Annotated in this window: 12 protein-coding genes and 1 tRNA gene; 7 read left to right on the forward strand and 6 right to left on the reverse strand. The window is 72.6% G+C overall.

Going from position 1 to position 15,604, the window contains the following annotated elements; all coding sequences use genetic code 11:
• The first annotated feature begins 110 nt into the window (after positions 1 to 110).
• The 5 genes from ACIRRU_RS24410 to ACIRRU_RS24430 all read left to right on the forward strand — a co-directional run bounded on the left by ACIRRU_RS24410 (position 111) and on the right by ACIRRU_RS24430 (position 7,343).
• Positions 111 to 1,157: a zinc-binding alcohol dehydrogenase gene (locus ACIRRU_RS24410; protein ID WP_403683855.1), complete on the forward strand. Its 1,047-nt coding sequence runs from the start codon at positions 111 to 113 to the stop codon at positions 1,155 to 1,157.
• A gap of 89 nt (positions 1,158 to 1,246) precedes the next feature.
• Positions 1,247 to 2,047: a TIM barrel protein gene (locus tag ACIRRU_RS24415; RefSeq protein ID WP_403683857.1), complete on the forward strand. Its 801-nt coding sequence runs from the start codon at positions 1,247 to 1,249 to the stop codon at positions 2,045 to 2,047.
• On the forward strand, positions 2,044 to 3,432 hold the full coding sequence (locus ACIRRU_RS24420; protein ID WP_403683859.1) for an MGH1-like glycoside hydrolase domain-containing protein: 1,389 nt from the start codon (positions 2,044 to 2,046) through the stop codon (positions 3,430 to 3,432). Before ACIRRU_RS24415 ends, ACIRRU_RS24420 begins: the two co-directional genes overlap by 4 nt.
• Positions 3,429 to 5,375: a glycogen debranching N-terminal domain-containing protein gene (locus ACIRRU_RS24425; protein ID WP_403683861.1), complete on the forward strand. Its 1,947-nt coding sequence runs from the start codon at positions 3,429 to 3,431 to the stop codon at positions 5,373 to 5,375. The genes ACIRRU_RS24420 and ACIRRU_RS24425 overlap by 4 nt, the downstream gene beginning before the upstream one ends.
• 177 nt (positions 5,376 to 5,552) lie before the next feature.
• Entirely contained in the window at positions 5,553 to 7,343 is a 1,791-nt protein-coding gene (locus ACIRRU_RS24430; RefSeq protein WP_403683863.1) for a serine/threonine-protein kinase, read from the forward strand.
• A gap of 77 nt (positions 7,344 to 7,420) precedes the next feature.
• Here ACIRRU_RS24430 and ACIRRU_RS24435 read toward each other — a convergent pair whose 3' ends face one another.
• From ACIRRU_RS24435 to ACIRRU_RS24450, 4 genes are all read right to left on the reverse strand, one after another.
• Positions 7,421 to 8,140: an ABC transporter permease gene (locus tag ACIRRU_RS24435; RefSeq protein WP_363200014.1), complete on the reverse strand. Its 720-nt coding sequence runs from the start codon at positions 8,138 to 8,140 to the stop codon at positions 7,421 to 7,423.
• A gap of 28 nt (positions 8,141 to 8,168) precedes the next feature.
• Positions 8,169 to 9,053, reverse strand: a complete 885-nt coding sequence (locus tag ACIRRU_RS24440) for an ABC transporter ATP-binding protein (RefSeq protein WP_403683865.1) — start codon at positions 9,051 to 9,053, stop codon at positions 8,169 to 8,171.
• A gap of 168 nt (positions 9,054 to 9,221) precedes the next feature.
• On the reverse strand, positions 9,222 to 9,842 hold the full coding sequence (locus ACIRRU_RS24445) for an ABC transporter permease (protein ID WP_403683866.1): 621 nt from the start codon (positions 9,840 to 9,842) through the stop codon (positions 9,222 to 9,224).
• A gap of 247 nt (positions 9,843 to 10,089) precedes the next feature.
• On the reverse strand, positions 10,090 to 11,133 hold the full coding sequence (locus ACIRRU_RS24450) for a medium chain dehydrogenase/reductase family protein (protein ID WP_403683868.1): 1,044 nt from the start codon (positions 11,131 to 11,133) through the stop codon (positions 10,090 to 10,092).
• A 203-nt stretch (positions 11,134 to 11,336) separates the two neighbouring features.
• On the opposite strand from ACIRRU_RS24450, the gene ACIRRU_RS24455 reads away from it, so the two are divergent.
• A complete protein-coding gene (locus ACIRRU_RS24455; RefSeq protein WP_403683869.1) occupies positions 11,337 to 11,993 on the forward strand; it encodes a TetR/AcrR family transcriptional regulator in 657 nt (218 codons plus the stop codon).
• 209 nt (positions 11,994 to 12,202) lie between these two features.
• Here ACIRRU_RS24455 and ACIRRU_RS24460 read toward each other — a convergent pair.
• Positions 12,203 to 12,276: transfer RNA gene (locus ACIRRU_RS24460), tRNA-Pro, on the reverse strand.
• A gap of 48 nt (positions 12,277 to 12,324) precedes the next feature.
• A complete protein-coding gene (locus tag ACIRRU_RS24465) occupies positions 12,325 to 14,979 on the reverse strand; it encodes an ATP-binding protein (protein WP_403683871.1) in 2,655 nt (884 codons plus the stop codon).
• Between the two features lie 110 nt (positions 14,980 to 15,089).
• Here ACIRRU_RS24465 and ACIRRU_RS24470 point away from each other — a divergent pair, with 110 nt between their 5' ends.
• Complete coding sequence (locus tag ACIRRU_RS24470) at positions 15,090 to 15,569, forward strand: DUF309 domain-containing protein (protein WP_403683873.1); 480 nt, start codon at positions 15,090 to 15,092, stop codon at positions 15,567 to 15,569.
• Positions 15,570 to 15,604 lie beyond the last annotated feature (35 nt).

Below are 15,604 nucleotides of genomic sequence, written 5' to 3' on the forward strand. Positions count from 1 at the left end.
TTTTCCAAAAGCATCACAGCATCACTTTTGCAGCTTGACAAGACATAAGCGTGAGATACCTTCGACCTAAGTCAGCGAACAGCCCACCTCCCAGCAGTACGGAGACCTCCGTGGAACGCGTCGTCCAGTTCACCGGCCCCCGCCAGGTCGAAGTCGCCGAGCACGAGAGCGCCCCCCTCCCAACGGGGCACCTACGGGTACGCACCCGCTTCTCCGGTATCTCGGCGGGCACCGAACTCACCGCCTACCGGGGTACGAACCCCTATCTGACCCGCACCTGGGACGCCGGGAGCCGGCTGTTCCGCGAGGGTGCCGCCGGCATCGAGTACCCGGTGGCGGGCTGGGGCTACTCCGAGGTAGGCGAGGTGACCGAGGTCTCCCCCGAGCTGGTCTCCTCTCCCGGGATGCCCGCCGTCGGGGACCTGGTCTGGGGCATCTGGGGGCACCGCAGCGAAGGCGTCGTCCCGGCGGCCAGGATGACCGGCCACACCCTGCCCGCCGGGCTCGAACCGCTCGCGGGAGCCTTCGCCCGGGTCGGCGCCATCGCGTACAACGCGATCCTCGCCGCCGACCTCCACCTCGGCGAGGACGTCGCCGTCTTCGGCCAGGGGGTCATCGGGCTGCTCACCACGCGTCTCGCCCAGCTCAGCGGCGCCCGGGTCACCGCGGTCGACGCCATCGACGCCCGCCTCACGACCGCGGTGGCGTACGGGGCGCGGCACACCCTCAACGCGCGCACCGACGACGTCGCGACGCGCATCCGCGAGACCACCGGCGGAGCGGGCGCCGACGTGGCGATCGAGATCAGCGGCGCCCATCCCGCCCTGCACGAGGCGCTGCGCTCGGTGACCACGGGCGGCCGCGTCGTCGCCTCGGGGTTCTACCAGGGCGACGGCGCGGGACTGCGGCTGGGAGACGAGTTCCACCACAACCGGGTCCAGCTGATCTCCTCGCAGATCGGCGGAGTGCCGCCCCAGCTCTCCGGACGGTGGACCGTCGAGCGGCTCCAGCGGACCTTCCTGTCCCTGGTGGCCGAGGGGCAGGTCGATGTGACGTCCCTGGTCAGCCATGTGGTGCCGGTGGCCGATGCCGCCGACGCCTACGAGCTGCTCGACCAGCGGCCCGCCGACGCCCTCCAGATCGTCCTGGAGTTCTGACCCCCCGCCCCGTGCCCGGCCCCTCCGTCCGGCCGGGCACGGCGACGGACCCGGCCCCACCCCCTCTCAGCGCCGAAAGGCACCACCCCATGCTCAAGACCGCCTGCCAGGAACAGCTGCTTCCCGGCGACACGCTCCAGGAGAAATGGTCCTTCGCCCAGGACGCCGGGTTCGACGCGATCGAGCTGCGCTCCAAGGGCGACTTCCACTTCCGCGACCGGCTGCCCGAGCTGGAGCGGGCCGCCGCCGACGGCGTCGTCATGCCGACCGTCTGCGTCGACATGCTGCACTTCTTCGCCGCCTTCGACGAGGACCTGCGCCGGGACGCGATCGACCAGCTGAAGTCCCAGATCAGCGTGGCCGCGCGAATCGGTGCGCTCGGTGTGCAGACCCCCGCCTCGTACGGGATGTTCTCCCGCCGGCTGCCGCCCTTCGAACCGCCCCGGAGCGAGGAGGAGGACCGCGAGGTGCTGCTCTCGGGCCTCACCGAGCTGGGCGAGCACGCCCGCAAGGAGGGCGCTGAGCTGTATCTGGAGCCCCTCAACCGGTACGAGGACCACATGGTCAACCGCCTTGAGCAGGCCGCCGAGCTGATCCGGACGGTGGGCCTGGACTCGGTCCGCATCGGCATCGACAGCTACCACATGAACATCGAGGAAGCCGATCCCGCCGCCGCCATCCTCGCGGCCGCCCCGTACATCGGCCACGCGCAGGTCAGCGACTCCAACAGGTTCCAGCCCGGTGCGGGGCACCTGGACTGGCCCGCCTGGATCGGGGCCCTCCACACCATCGGCTACGCGGGCCACCTCGCCGCCGAGTGCCGTCTGACGGGTGACCCCGTCGCGGCCGTCCGCTCCATCCCGGCGTTCCTGCGGAGGTCCGGCGCGTGACGACGCTCCTCACCACTCCCGTGCCCGCCGCCACCGGAGACCTGACACTCCGGCGCGGCGCGGCACGGGTCCTGCTGACCAACTGGACCGGCTCCTCGACCATCCCCTCCCGGGGTCTGTACCCCCACCAGTGGAGCTGGGACTCCGGCTTCATCGCCATCGGCCTGCGCCACCTCTCGGTGCGCCGTGCCCAGCGCGAACTGGAGAGCCTGCTCGGCGCCCAGTGGGCCGACGGCCGTGTCCCGCACATCGTCTTCAACCCGGCGGTGCCGCTGGACGCGTACTTCCCCAGCCCCGACTTCTGGCGCTCGTCGCTGGAGGGGGCCGCGGCGGGCGCACCGGCGGGGACGGAGACCTCCGGCATCATCCAGCCGCCGGTGCACGCGCTGGCCGCCTGGCTGGTCCACCTCGCCGACCCCGGCACCTCGCAGCGGCGCGGCTTCCTGCCCCGGGTGTACGGCGCCCTGGCCGCCTGGCACGACTACCTCACCGGTCCGCGCGACCTGGGCGGCGGGCGGCTGGCCTCGGTGATCCACCCGTGGGAGGCCGGGATGGACAACAGTCCGTGCTGGGACGGCCCGTTGGAGCGCGTCGAGCCGATGCGGCCCGACAGCTACCGCCGCGCCGACCTCGACCACGGGCAGCCCGCCGAGCGGCCGACCGATCTGGACTACGGCCGCTATGTGCGGCTCGCGGCCGACTACCGCGACGCGGGATACACCGACGCGCCAGGCCGTCACGCCTTCGCGGTCGAGGACCCCTGCGTCAACGCGCTGCTGATCGTCTCGGAGCACGCGCTCGCCCGGATCGCGACGGAGGTCGGGGCGGACCCCGCCCGCCACCAGGAACGGGCACGGACCCTCACTGCGGCTCTGGTGGAGCGGCTCTGGTCCCCCGACGACGGCATGTTCCTCTGCCGCGACGTGGTCGGCGGCGGGCTGATCGCCGAGCGCAGCGTCGCCGGGCTCGTCCCCCTCGTCGTCCCGGGGCTGCCGCGGCACATCGTGCGGGCCCTGGTGTCCACGCTGACCGGCGACGGCTTCCGCCTCGGCGAGGTGCCGATGGCCCCCAGCTACGACTTCTCCGGCGCGGCCTTCGACTCCTCCCGCTACTGGCGCGGCCCCGCGTGGTTCAACACGAACTGGCTGCTCGAACGCGGTCTGCGGCAGTACGGGCACGGTGCGGCCGCCGACGCGCTGCGCGAGGCCATGCTCACCGCGGCGGGCTCCAGCGGTTTCTCCGAGTACGTCGACCCGGTCACCGCACAGGCGCGCGGGACCAGGAACTTCGGGTGGACGGCGGCCCTCGCTCTCGACCTGATGGCCGCCGCCCCCGTGGCGGACACCGAAAGCGACCACCACCTCACCGAGGACGAGACCACGTGAACGACACAGCAGGCCCCACGCTGGTGCGCTCGGGCACCTTCGCCGTCCTGGGCGTCGACGGCTCCATCACCGGCCGGGGCGGCACGACCCCGGACGGGTTCTTCCACCGCGACGCCCGCCACCTGAGCCGGATGTCGCTGACCGTGGGCGGCACGGCCCCCACCGTCCTGGTGCCCTCCTCGGGGGAGTATTCCGCCCGCTGCGTCCTCACCCCGCCGGGCACCCGCGACGAACCGGCCGACTACACGGTCTTCCGCGAACAGGCCCTCGGCGAAGGTGTGCTGACGGAACAGCTGCGGCTGGTCAACAACCGCCCCTCCCCCGTCACCGCGGTCCTCGTGTTCACCCTGGACGCCGACTTCGCCGACCAGTTCGAGCTCCGCTCCGACAAGCGGCACTACGTCAAGGACGGAGCGCGGCGATCGGCGGAAGCCGGGCCGGACGGTGTCACCTTCAGCTACCGGCGCGGCCCCTGGCACTCCCGGACGGCCGTGCGCGCGACCCCCGCTCCCGCCTCGGTGAGGCCCGTCGGCGACGACGGGACCGCGCAACGGCTGGAGTGGCGGCTGGACGTTCCCGCGCACGGCTCGGCGACCCTCACGCTCACCGCCACGGCCTACGCGCACGGCGCGCCGGCCCCCGCCGCTGTCGCCTCGCCGCAGAAGGCCCACGCCGAACTGGCCGAGGACACCGAGGCGTTCACCGGCGCCCCGCTGCCGCTGCCGGCCGAGGCGCCCGCCTCGCTGGCCGCCGCGTGCGCACGGGGCCTGAGCGATCTGGCGGCACTGCGGGTGCCGGTCACCGGTCTGGACGGGGAGAGCGTCCGGGTTCCCGGTGCCGGAGTCCCGTGGTTCCTCACCCTCTTCGGCCGGGACTCGCTGCTCACCTCCCTGTTCGCGCTGCCGTACCGCCCGGAACTGGCCGCGGCCACCCTGAGCGCCCTGGCGGCGACCCAGGGGACCGGCCACCACGCGGAGCGCGGCGAGCAGCCCGGTCGTATCGTCCACGAGATCCGCCACAGCGAGCTGGCCACCTTCCACCAGGTCCCCTACGGCCGCTACTACGGCTCGATCGACGCCACCCCGCTCTTCCTGGTGCTCCTGGAGCGGTACACCCAGGTCACCGGTGACTCCTCCCTGGCCTCGCGGTACGAGGCACAGGCGCGGGCCGCGGTGGAGTGGATGTTCCGTGACGGAGGACTGGACGAACACGGATACCTGGTCTACAGCCCCGACCCGCTGGGCCTGGTCAACCAGAACTGGAAGGACTCCGCCGGAGCCGTCTGCTTCGCCGACGGCACCCAGGCCGAGGGGCCGGTCGCGGTCGCCGAGGCGCAGGGCTACGCCTACGACGCGCTGGTGCGCACCGCGCGGCTGGCCCGCACCCGCTGGAGCGACCCCGCCTACGCCGAGCGGCTGGAGCGGGCCGCCACCGCGTTGCGTGAGCGCTTCACACGGGACTTCTGGATGCCGGAGGCGGACTTCCCGGCGCTCGCGCTGGACGGCCGGGGCCGGCAGGCCGACGCGCTGGCCTCGGACGCCGGACACCTGCTCTGGTCGGGCATCCTCGACCCGGACCGGGCCGCGCGGGTGGGACGGCGCCTGATGGAGCCCGACTTCTTCTCCGGCTGGGCCGTACGGACACTGGCCGCGGGACAGCAGGCGTACCACCCGCTCTCCTACCACCGCGGCAGCTGCTGGCCGCACGACAACGCGGTGATCCTGCTGGGCCTGGCCCGCTACGGCCTGGCCGAGGAGGCACGCGCGCTGATCCGGGGACTGCTGGACACCTCGGCGCACCACGGCCACCGGCTGCCGGAGGTGCTCGCCGGCTACGGCCGCACGGAACACCCGCGCCCGGTGCCCTACCCCCACGCCTGCTCCCCGCAGGCCTGGGCGGCCGCCACTCCGCTGGCCGTCCTCAGCGCGCTCCGGCAGCTCTGACCGACCGGAGCCCCCGGGGCACACCCGGTCCCGTACACCGCCGGAAAGCCCCCCTCGTCACCGCGCCCGGCGGGGTCGCGCTCGCCCCCGCCGAGGCCCGCCCCGTCGTTCGGTACGCTCTGCTCCTGATGACCGGGGCGCTCGCAGGCCCCGTTCTCGTGACCAGGGGGGAACACCTTGATCAGCACGCCTTCGGCCGGTCCGTTCCAGCCGCTCAAGGCCGACGATCCGCCGGTGGTGGGGGGCTACCGGCTGGCCGCCGTGCTGGGCGCGGGCGGCATGGGCAAGGTCTACCTCTCGTACACGCCCGGCGGACGGCCGCTCGCCGTCAAGGTGATCCGGGCCGAGTTCAGCGAGGACCCCGAGTTCCGGCGGCGCTTCCAGCAGGAAGTGCGCTCCGCGCAACGGGTGCAGGGGCTCTACACCGCGCCGGTCATCGACTCGGACACCGAGGGGGCGCAGCCCTGGCTGGCCACCGCCTATGTGCCGGGCCCCTCGCTCGCGCACGCGGTGGCCCGGTACGGCGGACTGCCGTTGCGCAGCGTGCTGCTGCTGACGGTCGGGGTGGCCGAGGCGCTCGGGGTCATCCATGGCGCGGGCATCGTGCACCGCGACCTCAAGCCCGCCAACGTCCTGCTCGCCGCGGACGGACCGCGCGTGATCGACTTCGGTATCGCGCGGGCCGCCGACACGACGGCCCTGACGGGTACGGGAGTCAGTGTCGGCACCCCGGCGTTCATGGCGCCGGAGCAGGCGTCGGCCGGGACGGTCACCTCCGCCACCGACGTCTTCGCCCTGGGCCAGATCGCCGCCTACGGCGCGATCGGCGCGCCCGCGTTCGGGGACGGGCCCTCGCACGCGGTCCTCTACCGGATCGTCCACGAGGATCCCGACCTCAGCCGCCTGCCCGACGAACTCCGCCCCCTCGTCAGCCGGTGCCTCAGCCGCGATCCTGCCGACCGCCCGGCCCTGGCCGACATCATCCGGATGTGCCACGAGATCTCGCCCACTCCCCTGCGACAGGGCGAGGACTGGCTTCCGCAGGAGGTCGCCGGGTCCATCACGGAACGGCACCGCCTTCCCGCGCCCGCCCCGACTCCGCCTCCGCGCCCCGCCGCGCCGCCGACGCCCACCCAGGTCTCCCCGGGGTCCCATCCCTCCTACCCCCGCATCCAGGCCGACCACATCGCGGCCGCGATGACCCAGACGGGACCGGCCGCCCCCGCGTTTCCGGGAGCCGCGCCGCCCGGTCCCCCGCGGGGTAATCCCGCTTTCCCGGGGTACACCATCCAGCCGCCCCACCCGCAGGGGCAGTTCGCCCAGCCCGGCTGGGGCGGCAACGCCGCGTTCCCTCCCGGCCCCACGCCGCGCCGTAAGCGCCCGGGGCTGATCGTCGCCGGTGCGGTCCTCGCCGGAGTGGCCGGTCTCGCGCTGCTCGGCATCCTGCTGCCGGACCGGTCCGGCGACTCCACCGGCGACAAGGGCGGTCGCGCCGACTCGTCGGCGGGTGGCGGGTCGGCGGACAGCGGCCCGACGAAGCCGGTCGACCCCCGGCCCGTCTCCTACAAGGGCATCGACCTGTCGGCGAGCTACGAACTGATGCTCGCCGACAACCCGCCCCGCCCGAAGGAGAACAACGACAGCGGTGTCCTGTACGGCGACGGCGATTTCTACTTCCACCGCGACTCCCTCTTCGGCGACGAACAGGTCGGCAGCGCCAACGGCAAACTGGTCGTCCTCAAGAACTCCCAGAAGGGTTCGCTGGAGCTCTGCCGCCAGGAGTCCCGCTTCACCGAAAGCCTCGGTCTCGACCAGCTCACGCCCGGATCGCAGATCTGTGTGCTCAGCAAGGCCGGGCACATCGCTGTGGTGACCTACCGGGGACAGTCCGGTGACGACGACCCCAGCCGCTACATCACCATCGATCTGACGGTGTGGCGCAACGCCGAGGAGGCGTCACAGGACTGACCGGCACGCAGGCTCCCGGGCCTCAAAGAGCGGGGTCGCCCGATCGCGCGGGCTCTCCCCTTTACGGTGCACGACGCTCAGCGGCGCGGTTCCCAGCGGAACATCCGGGAGGCCAGTGCGATGGCGACCACGACCCAGGCCAGGGTCGGCGCCAGCAGGATCAGGGAGTCCGACAGCGCGACGCCCCCGTTCCACGCGTTCATGGCCAGCTCGGTGGCCGCGCCGCCGGGCAGCAGCCGCTTAAGCGGGGTGAGCTCCTCGGTGCCGCTGATCCCGACCCAGCTGGCCACGGCGATCACCCCGAGGCTGACCGGCAGCGTGGTCACCTGCGCGTGCTCGGGCGAGTTGGTCAGCCCCGCCGTCGCGAGGCCGAGGCCGACCATCATCGCCAGCGTCGCGAGCACCGCCGCCGCCAGCAGCGCCGCGTTGGCCGGGGCACCGGCGACCGCGCCCAGCACGATCATGATGACGGTCACCTGGACCACCGCGATCGCGGTGAGCGGCAGGAGCAGTCCGGAAAGGATCGAGACGTCCCCGGCCGCGGTGGAGCGCAGGCGCTTGAGGAACAGGTTCTGCCGACGGGAGGCCAGGGTGGTCACGGTGGCGGTGTAGAGGCCGAAGGCGCTCACCGTGAACATGACCACCGCCGCGATGTAGCCGAGGCTGGCCATCTCGGCGAACAGTTCGTGCCGGTAGATGAAGAAGGCGCTGATCGCGACCGGGATGATGAAGCTGGTCACCAGCACAAGGCGGTTGCGGAAGATCTGGATCAGCTCGCTCAGAGCGATCGGGAACATGGTGAAAATCCTTGTCCGGTAGGGGTTCTCAGGCGTTGCCGATGGCGCGGAAGACGTCGTCGAGGCGGGTGGGCCCGGCTTCGAGGATGCGCAGTTCCACCCCGTGCTGCTCGGCCCAGCCGAGCAGCGTGTACAGGTCCTTCTCCAGCTGGAAGGTCTCGGCCACGTACTTGCCGTCACCGCCCCTCGTGGCGGGCAGCGGCACCGCGGGCGCGTGCCCCGCCACGGTGAAGCTGATGACCGAGGGCAGGGTCTGCGTCAGTTCGGCGACCGTGCCCTCCTTGTGGAAGGTGCCCTTGTGCATCAGGCCGATGCGGTCGGCGTGCTGCTGCGCCTCTTCCAGGTAGTGCGTGGTCAGGACGATCGTGGAGCCCTCTTCGCGCAGCCTGCCGACGGCCTTCCAGAGGTCGTCGCGGGACTGGATGTCCAGCCCGGTGGTGGGCTCGTCGAGGAAGATCAGCTCCGGCGCGCCGTACACGGCGGTCGCGAAGTCCAGCCGCCGCTTCTCGCCGCCGGAGAGCTGGGAGACCTTGGTGCTCGCCTTGTCGGTGAGCCCGACGACGCCGAGCACCCGGTCGATCCGGTCCTCGCGGTGGGTGAGCTTGCCGATCAGACGGACCGACTCCCTCACCGTCAGGTCCGGGGTGAATCCGCTCTCCTGCAACATGATTCCCATGCGCGGCCGCACGGCACGGCGGTCGGCCGGACTCTGCCCGAAGACCCGCACGGTGCCGGAGGTGGCGGTGCGGTGACCTTCGATGGTCTCCAGGGTCGAGGTCTTGCCTGCCCCGTTGGTGCCGAGCAGGGCGTAGAACTCCCCGGCGCGCACCTGGAAGGACAGATCCTTGACGGCGTGGAAGTCGCCGTAACTCAGGTTGAGGCTCTCAACTTCAATGACTGGTGTCGAAGACATGATTCGATCCCACCACGCCCCCCGTGACCCGGGCAGTGTGAAACGTCATGTAAACGAGTGACGCGATATCACGGTTTTTTCCACGGTCGGAACGTTGCCCTTGGGCATCTCCGACCGGGTCGGGCGCTCCGCAGGGAGGGCGTTCGCCGCGTGCCGTGGCAGTGCGGATCAGCTGCGGGAGGCGGCGAGGAGGAGGCGGCGGCGTTCGAGGAGCGTGGCAAGGGCGTAGGCGCCGCCTCCGGCGACGGTGAGGACCCAGTAGAGGCCGGGGGTGCCCACGAGGAGAGCCGCGGTCGAGGTCAGGGCGAGCCAGGTGCCGAGAGTGTAGTGGAGCAGGTTGCGGCGGGCGGCGCCCTCGGCGACGTACATGAGTCCGACGACGAATCCGGAGCCGGTGGGCCACAACAGGGTCGGGAGGTCCGGGTGGTCCACGGCGGCGCTGAGCCCGGTGACGACGAGGAAGAGCGCGGCGAGTGCGGTGACCCAGGCGGCGCCGAGCAGCTGGCCGGTGCGGACGGCGGCGGGGTCGGTGGTGTCCCGCTGGGCTCGCAGGGCGGCGCGGGTCGCCTGGACGGTACCGATGGCGAGCCCGCCGCCGAGCAGGGTCATGGGCAGCCAGCCGGGCAGGTCGAGCACGGGTGCCTCGCCGTGGGAGAGAGCGGCGGAGCCGTGCCCGAGGACGTAGGCGAGACCGAAGCAGATGTACGTGCCGAGATTGGCGACGTCGCCGGTGGCGGGCCGTCCCGGGGCGGGCCGGTCGGCGGGGGCGAGGGGTGCGGCGAGGGACATGAGGGTTACCTCCAGGAGGGCAGGGCGAACGAGCGTGGCGGGCGACGAGGCGGGTCGGCACGAGGTGGGTGCGCGCGGATGTGGGCACCGGGCCGGAGTGATGCGGGCAGGCGAAACCGCGGTACGGCGGTAGGCGCGGGCGTGAGCGAGAACGACCGGGGGCGAGTGCGCCCATGCGCGGCACAGGCATGCGCGGCATGGGCGTGTGCGGGCGCTGGTGGTGCGGGGGCTGGCGCGGGGGCGGGCGTTACGCCTGGGGCAGGATGACGACCTTGCCGGCGACCGTGCGGGATTCGGCGAGTTCCAGGGCCGCCGCGGCGTCGCCCAGGGCGAAGGTGGCGGCGATCTGCGGAACGAGCGTGCCGTCGACGACCAGGCGCAGGACCTCGTTGAGGTCATCGCTCATCCGTTGCTGCCACACCTTCCGGTCCCGGCGCTTTCCGGCCCAGAGGTTGTAGAAGTGGGCGCCCTTGCCGTTGGGCAGGGCGTTCCAGACGAAGAGCCGGGCGAACAGCTTCAGCACCGGGAGCTGGGAGCTTCCGGCCTCGTCCTTGGTGGCGGCGCTGCCGTAGGAGACGAGCGTGCCGCCGCGGCGCAGGAGTCGCCATGACTTGACGATGGCGGCGCCGCCGACGTGGTCGAAGACGGCGTCGACGCCGTCGGGGGCGAGTGCGCGCAGCCGGTCGTACAGATCGGGGGCGTGGTAGTCGAGGGGGGTGGCGCCGAGTTCGCGGATGAGGTCGTGATGCCGGGGCGAGCCGGTGCCGATCACCGTGAGGCCGGCGTGCCGGGCGAGCTGGACGAGGGTGGACCCGACGCCCCCGTTGGCCCCGAGGACCACGACCGTCTGGCCTCTGCGGACTCCCGCGACGCGGTGCAGCATCTGCCAGGCGGTGACGCCGTTGACGATGACGGTCTCGGCGGCGGCGGGGTCGGCCTCCACGGGGATCGGCATCAGGTCGGTGGCGTCGACCAGCACGTGGCTGGCCCATGCCCCGGTCTTCGTGATGGCGGCGAATCGGCGTCCGACGAGTGCCGCGTCCACCCGCGGGCCGGTGGCGGTGACGGTGCCGACCAGGTCGTAGCCGGGCACGAAGGGGAAGGGCGGCTGGTCGTAGTACTTGCCTCGGCGCATCTGCTGCTCGGCGAAGCTGACGCCGGTGGCGTCCATCCGCATGACGACCTGACCGTCGGCGGGTGCGGGGAGGTCGTTCGTGCGTACGCGCAGGCCGTCCGGCTCCACCTGGGCGGGCAGGACGATCTCCGTGACGGGTGTGGTGATGGCGGCCATGACTCTCCTTGAGGACCTCAACCTTGCGCTTACATGCGTAAGGATATGACCGTTAGCTCGTGCCGCACAAGGGATCACGGGCATAAACTTACGGCGTTAGGCGATAGCGCGGAGAGAACGCCGGGCGCAGGGGCACCCCCAGCCATGACCACCAGCCACCGAGAGGCTAACGGCCCTAAACTTTAGACTGTAAGATTACGGACATGAACGAAACCGACGTGCCGAGCCCGGAGACGCCCCCGCAGGCGACCCGCGTACGTAATCGACGCGGCGAGGGCGGCCGGCTGAGGGAGGACATCCTCGACGCCGCCTCCGCACTCCTCGACGAGACCGGCGACGAACGGGCGGTCACCCTGCGCTCGGTCGCCCGCAAGGTCGGGATCGCCGCTCCATCGATCTACCGGCACTTCTCGGACCAGCCGGCCATCATGCTGGCCGTGGTGGAACGCGAGTTCGCCGCGCTCGCCGACCATCTGCGCGACGTGGCCGAGAACGCCGCTGCCGACCCGCGGGACCGGCTGTACGCCCTCGGCCACGCCTACCTCCGCTACGCCCAGGACCACCCCGGCCGCTACCGCACGATGTTCGGCGGTCTGTGGATGCCGACCCTGGGCGAGAGTTCCCTGACGGAGGAGCAGCTCACCGGTCTCGGTGCGTCGGCCATACGCGTCCTGGCCGACGCCCTCGCCGACTGCGTGGCCGCGGGAGAGTCGACGGTCACCGATCCGGAGCTGGACGCGGTCACCCTCTGGGTCGCCATGCACGGCCTCGCGCACCAGTACACCGTCATCCGCGTCTTCCCCTGGCCCGCACAGAGCGTCGCCGACGCCATCATCGCCAGGGTGGCCAAGCTGAACTGACGGTGATCAGCGGTCCCCCGCGCCTCTCCACCGTCGCCCGCACGCAGATATCGGTCCCACCCGACGCGGCCCCGGGCAGATCCTCGGCACCGGGTCGGCGCCCGGGTCGTCCGGCGGTTCCGGGACCGGACCCCGACCGGTCCCCGACAACGACGACGGGCCGGTTTCGGATTTCTCCGAAACCGGCCCTGATCAGCGACTGTCTCCAGTCGGGACGACAGGATTTGAACCTGCGACCCCTTGACCCCCAGTCAAGTGCGCTACCAAGCTGCGCCACGTCCCGATGCGGTTCCTCCCGGTTTCCCGGGGGTCGCGCAGGACAAACAGTACCTCACTCGGAGGAGCGGATCGACGCCCGTGCCTGCTGCGCGCGGGCGGCGAGTCCCTCGGCTCCGCAGGTCATCGCCTGCTTCTGGGCCCGCGACAGTTCGCGGTGCGAGCCGGTCGCGATGCCGTACTCGACCCGGGCGAGGGCGTGCTCATAACCGGAAGGCGACTTCTCCAGGTGACGCACCGCGTCGGCGAGCAACTGCACGGACTGCTCGGGCGGGGCGAAGAGGGCGACGCACCGCAGGGCCTCGCCCAGGGCCGTGGGCGTGCCGAACCGCTCGGCGTGCACCCGGGCGCGGGCGGCCAGATGGGAGGCGCGGGCCGGGTCCGTGTCGGCGAGCGCGCGGGCCAGGTCGCCCGCCCAGGGAGCCCAGATGCCGTTGAACCGCTCCCGCGGCTCCAGGGCGGCGCCCGCCGCCTCCAGCTCGGCGACGGCCTCCTCCGTGCGGCCCTCCGCCAGCAGCAGCCGGCCGCGTACGCACGGGGCGTCGGGCAGCACCATGGCGCTGGGGTAGGGCGGACCGAAGGCGTACTGGTCGGCGACCTGACGGGCCTCCTCCACCCGGCCCCGGGCCAGCAGGGTGTCGATGAGCAGGCAGGCGGCGTCCCACTGCACCGGCATTCCGGAGCCGACGCGGTCCGCGAGGCGCAGTCCTTCGCGCAGGAAGCCCTCGGCCTCCGCCAGGCGGCCGCGACGGCGGTGGACCATGCCGAGCAGTGTGTGCGCGAACGCGAGATGGCCACCGCTCCAGCCAGAGATCTCGAAGGCGCGGACCGCCTCGCCGAAGAGGCTCTCGGCCCGGTCCAGCTGGTCGGTGAAGGTGTAGGTGATGCCCACCATCGTGGGCAGTTCGAAGCCCCACTCGGTGTCGGTCCAGCCCAGTCCCCTGGCGGGGCTGCCGTCGTTGAGGGCGCGTTCGCAGAGGTCGACGATGAGCTGGGCGTTCTCGCCGCGCAGCATGGCGTCGAAGGCCCGCAGGGTGAGCAGGGCCCGCTCGGAGTTGTCGCGGCCCTTGAGGTGGTCCGCGTTGCGGGCGAGCCGCCGGGAGCGGGTCGGGCCGTCCTCCTCGGTGGCCTGCATGCCCTCCCACATGAAGTGCGCGGCCTGCAACCGCATCAGCCCGGGGCCGGGCGCCGTCCGTGCCGCCTCGGCGGCCAGTGAGAGCGCCGCGTCCTTGAGCTGGTTGTTGTGGGCGAGCGCGGCGGCGAGCCGGAAGGTGGCGTCCACCCGCAGGCCGTCGTCGAGTCCCGGCATGTCGAGGGCGGCGCGCAGGTGCTGGACCGTGGTGGGCGGTGAGGTGAGCAGGGTGGCGCAGCCCAGCTCGTAGAGGAGGACAGCCCGGTCCTTGGGGCGGGGCGGCTCCTCGATGGCCCGTTCGAGACAGCGGCGGGCCGCTTCGGGAGCGCCGACCGCGAGGTGCTGGCCGGCCGCTTCCCGCAGCTGTGCGACCAGTTCCTGGTCGTCGTCGGGATGGACCTCCAGCAGATGGCGGGAGGCCGCGGCTGCCCCGAGACCGGCCCGGGTGATCGCCCAGGCGGCGCGCCCGTGCATGGCGGTGCGGGTGGCGGGCGGGATGGAGCGGTAGACGGCGGAGGCGATCAGTGGGTGGACGAACTCCAGCGGGTCGAACCCGGTGACGATACGCGCGTCCCGCAGCCGGGCGGTGCAGTCGGCGGCCTCCGCCGAACTCATCCCGGCGAGGGTGGCCGCCAGCTCCTGGGAGATGTCGGTGCCGAGGACGGCGGCCGCCCAGGCGAACCGGTTGGCGTTGGTGCCGAGCCGCTCCAGGCGGGCGACGAGACCGCTGCCGCGGGCGGACGCGCCGAGTTCACGCAGTTCGCCCGCCGACTCCTCCACCGGCGGCAGCTCCCGGTCCTGGACCTTGGCGACCAGCTCGACCGCCTCGTACGGGTTGCCGCCGGTCACGGCCCACACCTCGCGGCAGAACGGGTCGTCGGCGTGCTCCCCGAGGGCGGCGCGGACCAGGACAGCGGTGGCGTCGGGGGTGAGCGCGCGCAGCGCGACCCGGGTGACCGTGCCGTTGCCGCCGGAGCCCCGCTCCGCCTCCCGGTCGGCGATGTAGTTGGCGTCGCGTTCGGCCAGCTCCTGCGGGCGGTGTGCCTGGACGACGAGGACCGGGAGTTCGCCGAGGCGGGCGGTGAACGAGGCCAGCCAGGCCAGGGATTCGCCGTCCGCCCAGTGGGCGTCGTCCACGATGAGCAGCAGCGGCCGGTGGCTCAGCCGGGAGGCGAGGCGGCCGACGACGAAGTCCAGGCCGTCGCGGACACCCTGCGGGTCGGGCTGCGGGCCGCTCGGCTCGGCCAGTCCCAGGGCGGGCGCGGTGGTCTCGTACCAGTCGCCGAACAGGGCGCGGGTCTCGTCCGGCGGGAACCGGTCGAGCGCGGGCTGCAACAACTGCCGCACCACGTGGAACGGTACGGAGGTGACGGTCTCGCCGCCCCGGGCGGACCAGACGGTGCAGCGGTCGGTGGCCATCGCCCGTATCTCGGAGAGCAGCGCGGTCTTGCCGAGCCCGGCCTCTCCGCTGAAGACCAGGAGCCCGCCGACGGCCTGCGCGCCGCACAGCGCGTCCACCGCCTCGGCAGCGGCGGCCAGTTCCGGTTCACGCTCGTACAACGGCCGGGACGGCTTCATGCCCACCCTTCCCACAGAGGCAGTCTTCTCGACGGTCGAGCCTAGTCGTGCGCGGGTGCTCGCCGACAGAGTTCACCCGATTCCTTGCAGGTGCGGGGCACAATCGAGTAGTGAACGAGACGCGCAGAGACCGTGATGCCGAGGGCCGGGCGCGCAATGCGCGCCCCCGCGACGGGCTGGGGCGCCCGCTGCCCTACGGGTCGCCCGGCGTCGAGCGGCAGCCGGAGGGGGTCCTCCGGTCCCCTCCGGAAACGCTCCGGGAGGCGCAGCGGCTGCTGGCGGCGGGGATGCCGTTCCACGCGCACGAGGTGTTCGAGGACGCCTGGAAGTCGGGTCCCGAGGGCGAACGCGCGTTGTGGCGGGGGCTGGCCCAGCTCGCGGTGGGGCTGACCCACGCGGCGCGCGGCAACACAGCGGGCGGGGCCCGCCTGCTGCGCCGGGGCGCGGCGGCGATCACCCCGTACACCGAGGACCGGCCGCACGGTCTCGCGGTCACCCACCTGACCTCCTGGGCGCGGGAGTTGGCGGACCGGGTGGAGGAGGGACGGGCGGTGGACGCGGCGGAGGAAGCACCCCGGCTGCTGGGGTAACTAGGGCGGCGGGACGCGCCGGGGTTCGAGCCCCG

The organism is Streptomyces sp. NPDC101181 (assembly GCF_044767975.1).
Classification (GTDB): Bacteria; Actinomycetota; Actinomycetes; order Streptomycetales; family Streptomycetaceae; genus Streptomyces.